Raw genomic sequence first — 6,280 nt, 5'->3', positions numbered from 1 at the left:
TGCGCTGCTGCCCACGCCGCGCCACCGCCATCGTGCAGGCCATCCTGGCCCTGCACCACATCGAGAACCCGATCCACGGCAGTTGAAAAGCGCTCAGTGTCGCTCTGGCTGAACGCCGGGGTGCCGGCGACCCAGGTCGCCGAGTGGGCCGGGCACAGCGTGCACGTTCTCCTCAAGGTCTACGCCAAGTGCATCGACGGCCAGGACGAGGCTGCCCGGCGGCGAATCGAAGCGGCTCTGGGCGACGAATGCGACCACGGCGGTTCTTCCGATTAGCGCGCCCGCCGAGTAGCCGAGGCGACTAAGCGAATGGCTCCTGTTCCTTCAATGAACTTATAGTGATCCTCTTCGTCTATCGTCATGGCGATCATGTCAATCGGCGGTATAGAAATCTCCCAAAAGCCTGACTCCCTAAGCTTTACTACGTCATGCCGGTCCCGGTAGATAACCAGCAAGTCGATATCGTTTGGCTGAGGGGAAGACAGTGCCGACCCGAACACCCACAGTTCGATACTGGCAATTTCTTCAGCAAGTCGGCACAAGGTGTCAACAGTCGGCCACCGCCTCCTCATGTCCATGGCGCACGAATTTCGCCGATGAACTGGTCTAGCGTGAATATCGGAATTCCTACTTGCCGAGCGTTTCTAGTGACACGCTCACCAAATCCTCTTGCGTTGGTGTTAGTGATCACTAAAGCATCAATATCAATCTTTAGGTGTTGATTCAACAGTGTCGTGAAGTCATCATCGGTAAGCTCATAACGTTCATGCGTGACAATCGTAAGCGACCGAAGACCCTTTTGCCGCTCGATTTCCCAAGCCCTGTGTCCACGACGGTTCAGGCGAGAAACGATACGCGTGGAAAGCAGCCTTTTCCTAACATATGATTCGTCAGGATGAACATACTGAGAAACGTCATCGAATGACGCTATTGCTCGAACGAATCCGCCAAAAGTATCAACGCATACGCCCAGCTCGCTTGCTCTATCGTAGACGTCGGGCGCGACTGCTCGACGGGTTATGATGATCATCCCGAGCCGCGGAATGTTCTTGACTGCCGACTCTAGCTCTTCGATGTCAAAGTCATTTCTAGCGCTCGGCTCGGCGCAATAGCCAACGGCATCCGATTTGCCTGGGCGTCGAACGAGCACGCCTTGCGAGCCGATGATCTCTACCTGCATGGACTTCTCGCTCAGTTGCCTCAAGATCCAGGAGCGTATGCTCATTTGATATCTCCGAAGATGCGCGTCATGGCCCCAGGAAAAGTGATCGACCCGGGGGTCCAGTCGCCAGCTATGTGACGTTCCTTTAGCTGCTTGGCATGAAGTTCAAACACTTGGACTGTGGCCTTCTCGGTATCACTCAGAAGATGACGATTAACCTCAATGATACGGAGGAGCTCGTCGTTGTTAGGGATGATTGAATCCCTAACGTGGCCGCGCCAGCGCTCTGCTCGGCTCTCGTCGAAGATGTCGTCTCTCGGTCCGTAGAGGTCAAAAACTGTACGGTTGCTGTCCAGCAGTCTCTCTACCGCTTTGCGGGCATCGGGCCTCGTGTCGTAAACCGGCGTGCCGTGGGCCATCGCGCGAGCGCGCTGGCTCTTCTCCTTCCATCCGCGAAGTGTCGGGGACGGAAAGCCTTCTGGAGATTTGTCAATTACTGTATGGCAGATGGGGCAGAGCACGAGGATGTTTTCAGGCAGTGAACGTTCCTGCTTCGTCAGTTCGGGGGAGTCGGCGGCACGTGGCCCTTTTTTGCTGGCAGGAATTATGTGCGCCAACTCGGCAATATTCTTCTGATCGATGAACCCGAGTAGATCTGCGCGACACTGAGGATTCTGACAATGCCCGCCAGACTCTGCCCACAACGAGTCTTTAGTGGCCTGGGTCAAAGATAAACGCCTTGTGGAACCGTTTGTCATGGTCGGCGGCCCCGCCCTTGCTATTTGCTCTAATTCGTCGAATGGCATCGCCTTACTGCATTCCGTTCAGGAATGAAGTAGGGCATCGCGCCGAAGACCATAGCATGTTTAGTGGCTGAGTAGGATCTAACTCGGCTTCACATGGTGGTGGTCGGTGCGCTGAATCCTTTGCGCAGCAACGGCATCGTGTAACCGGGCGGTCTCGCCGCAGGTCGGATCGGCTCGTGCTGTTAGAGATGAAGCGTTGCTCGCAAGCCACAGACATCCCCGTATCCGATGTTGCAGTCGCAATCCGTTCAGTCTCCCGGGCCACCCTCGATGTACTCGCGTGCAGCCCCGCCAGCAAGGCGCTTGGCCCCGCGAGGTAGGCATGCAGCGTTTGAGTATCGATGTGCTCGACATCCCTACGCGGTTGGTCAAGGCGAGCCGCGCGGGCCGTGACATCAGCCGAACGTAGCGCCCTGACCTGGCCGTCCAAACTTTGGGCCGCATTTGGGCACCGGCGTCAGCCTGAGCGAGATCAAGTGAGACCGATTGAGATCGGCGCCGATCAGACTAGAGGCCCCTCTGAGAGCGTTCGCGCTGGTCAGAGGGGCCTTTCGCGTGCTGGGAGCGGAGGGCGTGGGATTCGAACCCACGGAGACGCGGAACGCCTCACCGGTTTTCAAGACCGGCGCCATCGGCCACTAGGCGAGCCCTCCCGTGTGGCACCGCTCAGTTTGCCAGATCCGGGCGACTCGTCCGCAAACCGGGCGGGGCGGCGGGTGGAACGGCAGACTGGACGGCATGCACGCGATTGTGGTTGAGCCGCCCGACGGGCTTGTCTGGACGACGGTTGACGAACCCGTGGCGGGGGACGGCGAAGTGATCGTCGATGTTACGGCGGCGGCCGTCAATCGGGCTGACGTGATGCAACGGCAAGGGAAGTATCCGCCGCCGGCGGGCTCCCTTCCGTACCCTGGCCTGGAATGTTCGGGAGTGATCAGCGCGATTGGCCGGGGGGTCGGTGACCACAGCGTGGGGGAGCGGGTTTGTGCTCTTCTCGCTGGTGGCGGCTATGCCGAGCGGGTCGCGGTGCCGGCGGGGCAACTGCTGCCGATCCCGCGGGGAATGTCGGTGCAGGAGGCGGCGGCGCTGCCCGAGGTGGCGTGCACCGTGTTCTCGAATGTGGGGCGGCTGCGGCGGGACTCCGTCTTTCTCGTGCACGGCGGCGGGGGCGGGATCGGGACGTTCGCGGTGCAGTACGGCAAGGCGCTCGGCGCGACTGTGGTCGTCACCGCGCGGGCGGCCAAGCATGATGCGCTGCGCCGGCTCGGTGCCGACCTGGTCATCGACTACACCAGCGACGACTTCGTGGCGGCGACCAAGGAATTCACCGGCGGGCGCGGCGCCGACGTGATCCTCGACATCATCGGGGCGAAATATCTGGAGCGGAACCTCGACGTGCTCGCGACCGGCGGGCGGCTCGCGGTGATCGGGTTGCAGGGTGGGCGTACCGCGGAAATCGATCTCAACAAGCTGATGCGCAAGCGTGGGTCGATCTCGGCGACCACGTTGCGGGCGCGGCCGGTCGCCGACAAGAGCAAAATCGTTGCGGGGGTACGCGAAACCGTGTGGCCGCTGGTCGACGCGGGCGAGATCAAGCCGGTCATCGACACCACGATGCCGATGAGCGAGGCGATCGAGGCTCACCGCCGGATGGAGGCCAGCGACCACCTGGGCAAGATCCTGCTACTCGCCTAGCAGTTTGCGCGGCCCGGGGCCGGTGAGGGCCAGTTCGTCGCTGGGGTTGATGAGCTGGCAGCGTTTCATCGACAGGCAACCGCAGCCGATGCAACCGGTGAGCTGGTCGCGTAGCCGTTCCATCAGGGCGATCCGATCGTCGAGGCGCCGGCGCCAGCGGGCCGACAGCCGGGTCCAGTCGGCCTTGGTGGGGGTGCGGTTCTCGGGCAGGGTGGCGAGCACGTCCCGGATCTCGTCCAGGGACACCCCGATCTGCTGTGCGATTTTGATGAAGGCCACCCGGCGCAGCTCGGAACGCTGGTAGCGGCGCTGGTTGCCGCCCGTACGCGTCGCCCTGATCAGCCCTTCCTTCTCATAGAAGCGCAACGCTGACGGTGCCACGCCGGCCCGCACCGCGAAGTCACCGATCGTGAGCGTGTCCACAGCGGAGTCCCTTGCCTTGAAGTTCACTTTAACTTGCAGTGTAGGGGGATGATCGCCGCCACGAAGCACCTGCCCTCGGCCAACTCCACCATCGACGTGCTCTGGGTGTTGTACGACCGGATTCTCCGGATCACCCCGGATACGGTCGACACGCCCGATCGCGACCGGTTCCTGCTGTCCAAGGGGCACGGGCCGCACGCCTACTACGCGGTGCTGGCCGAGAAGGGCTTCATCCCGCGGGACTGGCTGGACGGTCTCGGCACGCGGATGAACCACCTCGGCGGCCACCCCGACCGGGTGCTCGTCCCCGGCGTCGAGATCGGCACCGGCTCGCTCGGCCACGGCCTCGGGCTGGGCGTCGGCACCGCGCTCGGCCTGCGCGCGCAGGGCTTCCTCGACTCGCGCGTGTTCGTCCTGCTCGGCGACGCGGAGCTCGATGAGGGATCGAACCACGAGGCCATCGCGTACGCCGCGGCCACGCGCCTTCCGCTGACCGCCATCGTCATCGACAACCAGTCGGCCACGCACGGCTGGCCCGGCGGGATCGCCGCCCGGTTCCTCGGCTGGGACGTGTCGCTCGTGGACGGACGGGATCACGTCGCCATCGAGGCCGCCCTGTCCGAACGGAACCGGGACCGCCCCTACGTGGTCGTCGCCACCGTCGAGAAGAAGGAGTACTGAGCGTCATGCGGGAAACCTTTGTCGCCACCACGACCGCGCTGCTCGAAGAGGATCCGCGGACCGCCGTCGTCCTGGCCGACATCTCGGCCGACGCGTTCCGCCCGGCCATGCGCCGCCACCCCGACCGGGTGCTGAACGTCGGCATCCGCGAACAGCTGATGACCGGCGTGGCCGGTGGGCTCGCGCTGACCGGGATGCGGCCGTACGTGCACTCGTACGCACCCTTCCTGATCGATCGCGCGTACGAGCAGATCAAGCTCGACCTCGGCCACCAGGACGTCGGGGCGGTGCTGGTCAGCATCGGTGCCTCGTACGATGCGTCGGTTGAGGGCTACACCCACCAGTCGCCCGGCGACGTCGAACTGCTCGACACCCTGGACGGCTGGACCGTGCACGTGCCCGGCCACCCCGACGAGGTTCCGGCCCTGCTTCGGGGCGCGGCCGGCCACGACGATCGGGTGTACGTGCGGCTTTCGACCCAAGAGAATTCTCGCGCGTACGCCACCGGCCCAGCGCTGCAGGAACTGCGTTCCGGCTGGGCCGGCGCCCCGGTGGTGGTGGCCGTCGGCCCGATGCTCGACCCGGTGCTGGCCGCGACCGCCGACCTGGACGTGACCGTCGCGTACACGCTGACCCCGCGCCCGCTCGACTCGGCCGGCCTGCGCCGCCTGGTCAACCGCGAGGTGATTCTGGTCGAGCCGTACCTTCAGGGCACTTCGAGCCGCCAGGTCGCCGACGCCCTGCGCGACATCCCGCACCGCGCCCTGCATCTCGGCGTGGGCCGGGCCGAGATCCGCCACTACGGCACCCCGGCCGACCACGCCCGCACGCACGGCCTGGATGCGCCCAGCCTCCGCGCCTCGATCACCGGCTTCCTGGGCCGCTGAGGTACAGCCTGCTATACCTCGGCTGGGCAGCCCGCGGGATCGCCGGCGGCGGTCCGGGTCCGTAGGTTCCCGAGGCATGAAGAACAACGACTTCCGGCCCGCGCTCTGGATCGCCCTCGTGGTCCTCGTCATCGCCAACGGCGCGACCTCGGTGGCCGGTCTGACCCTGGTCAGCGTCATTCTGGGGGTGTTGGCCCTGGCCGTCGCGGTGGCCCTGGTCCTGCAGTACCGCCGGCACCGCCGCACCCAGGCCTGACCGGTTCGCGAAGACGCCGGCCGACCGGCTCCTGAGCCGTCATGGGTGAGGAGCGGTCAGCGCTTCTCGCAGGCGATGCCGTCCTTGTCGCGGTCGCTCTTCTTGTTCGCGTTGTACAGGGCGGTGTCGACCTTGAAGTTGGTGACCGGTTTCGTCGACCCGGACACCTTGTCGCGGGCGCCTTTCTTTCCGACGCCGTGCGGGTACGCCTTGTTCATCGCGGTGCAGTTGGCGTAGGTCTTCGCTGCCGCGCCGGCCGGCGCGGCGACGCCGGTGACGGCGAACGCGGCGATGGCCGCGGCCGCGAGCGTCTTGCGGATCATGGGACCTCTTTCGGGAGTCAGGGAGCAGACGTTCAATCGGCCGCGTC

The 6,280-nt window shown here is 64.4% G+C and carries 8 protein-coding genes, 1 tRNA gene and 1 pseudogene; 5 read left to right on the top strand and 5 right to left on the bottom strand.

Annotated features, from left to right (window positions below; all coding sequences use genetic code 11):
• Positions 1–93: 93 nt before the first annotated feature.
• Positions 94–276, top strand: a pseudogene (locus tag ACGFIO_RS18535) (site-specific integrase); the annotation flags it as partial.
• 292 nt (positions 277–568) lie between these two features.
• On the opposite strand, the gene ACGFIO_RS18530 reads toward ACGFIO_RS18535, so the two are convergent.
• From ACGFIO_RS18530 to ACGFIO_RS18520, 3 genes are all read right to left on the bottom strand, one after another.
• Complete coding sequence (locus ACGFIO_RS18530) at positions 569–1,180, bottom strand: hypothetical protein (RefSeq protein WP_392827454.1); 612 nt, start codon at positions 1,178–1,180, stop codon at positions 569–571.
• A 41-nt stretch (positions 1,181–1,221) separates the two neighbouring features.
• Positions 1,222–1,968, bottom strand: a complete 747-nt coding sequence (locus ACGFIO_RS18525) for an HNH endonuclease (protein ID WP_392827453.1) — start codon at positions 1,966–1,968, stop codon at positions 1,222–1,224.
• 565 nt (positions 1,969–2,533) lie between these two features.
• A tRNA-Ser gene (locus ACGFIO_RS18520) sits at positions 2,534–2,621 on the bottom strand.
• An 85-nt stretch (positions 2,622–2,706) separates the two neighbouring features.
• On the opposite strand from ACGFIO_RS18520, the gene ACGFIO_RS18515 reads away from it, so the two are divergent.
• The gene (locus ACGFIO_RS18515; RefSeq protein WP_392827452.1) at positions 2,707–3,663 is read left to right on the top strand and encodes an NAD(P)H-quinone oxidoreductase; all 957 of its coding nucleotides are present in this window, start codon (positions 2,707–2,709) and stop codon (positions 3,661–3,663) included.
• Here ACGFIO_RS18515 and soxR read toward each other — a convergent pair.
• A complete protein-coding gene (gene soxR / locus ACGFIO_RS18510; protein ID WP_392827451.1) occupies positions 3,652–4,086 on the bottom strand; it encodes a redox-sensitive transcriptional activator SoxR in 435 nt (144 codons plus the stop codon). The two genes, ACGFIO_RS18515 and soxR, sit on opposite strands and share 12 nt — an antisense overlap.
• A gap of 48 nt (positions 4,087–4,134) precedes the next feature.
• Here soxR and ACGFIO_RS18505 point away from each other — a divergent pair, with 48 nt between their 5' ends.
• From ACGFIO_RS18505 to ACGFIO_RS18495, 3 genes are all read left to right on the top strand, one after another.
• On the top strand, positions 4,135–4,767 hold the full coding sequence (locus tag ACGFIO_RS18505) for a transketolase (RefSeq protein ID WP_392827450.1): 633 nt from the start codon (positions 4,135–4,137) through the stop codon (positions 4,765–4,767).
• Positions 4,768–4,772: 5 nt separating this feature from the next.
• Positions 4,773–5,654, top strand: coding sequence for a transketolase family protein (locus ACGFIO_RS18500; protein WP_392827449.1), 882 nt, complete (start codon positions 4,773–4,775; stop codon positions 5,652–5,654).
• 76 nt (positions 5,655–5,730) lie between these two features.
• The gene (locus ACGFIO_RS18495; RefSeq protein WP_392827448.1) at positions 5,731–5,910 is read left to right on the top strand and encodes a hypothetical protein; all 180 of its coding nucleotides are present in this window, start codon (positions 5,731–5,733) and stop codon (positions 5,908–5,910) included.
• A 56-nt stretch (positions 5,911–5,966) separates the two neighbouring features.
• On the opposite strand, the gene ACGFIO_RS18490 is transcribed toward ACGFIO_RS18495, so the two are convergent.
• Positions 5,967–6,233 (bottom strand): excalibur calcium-binding domain-containing protein, encoded by a 267-nt coding sequence (locus ACGFIO_RS18490; protein WP_392827447.1) that lies wholly within the window; start codon positions 6,231–6,233, stop codon positions 5,967–5,969.
• Positions 6,234–6,280: the final 47 nt, after the last annotated feature.

It is taken from the genome of Actinoplanes sp. NPDC049265, assembly GCF_043197135.1.
Classification (GTDB): Bacteria; Actinomycetota; Actinomycetes; order Mycobacteriales; family Micromonosporaceae; genus Actinoplanes.
This window is presented reverse-complemented; position numbering and strand designations above follow the sequence as displayed.

Excerpts from the sequence above, each read along its gene's own strand:
- ACGFIO_RS18530 (WP_392827454.1), bottom strand. The coding sequence starts at position 1,180 with ATGCAGGTAGAGATCATCGGCTCGCAAGGCGTGCTCGTTCGACGCCCA.
- ACGFIO_RS18525 (WP_392827453.1), bottom strand. The coding sequence starts at position 1,968 with ATGCCATTCGACGAATTAGAGCAAATAGCAAGGGCGGGGCCGCCGACC.
- ACGFIO_RS18515 (WP_392827452.1), top strand. The coding sequence starts at position 2,707 with ATGCACGCGATTGTGGTTGAGCCGCCCGACGGGCTTGTCTGGACGACG.
- ACGFIO_RS18505 (WP_392827450.1), top strand. The coding sequence starts at position 4,135 with ATGATCGCCGCCACGAAGCACCTGCCCTCGGCCAACTCCACCATCGAC.
- ACGFIO_RS18500 (WP_392827449.1), top strand. The coding sequence starts at position 4,773 with ATGCGGGAAACCTTTGTCGCCACCACGACCGCGCTGCTCGAAGAGGAT.
- ACGFIO_RS18495 (WP_392827448.1), top strand. The coding sequence starts at position 5,731 with ATGAAGAACAACGACTTCCGGCCCGCGCTCTGGATCGCCCTCGTGGTC.
- ACGFIO_RS18490 (WP_392827447.1), bottom strand. The coding sequence starts at position 6,233 with ATGATCCGCAAGACGCTCGCGGCCGCGGCCATCGCCGCGTTCGCCGTC.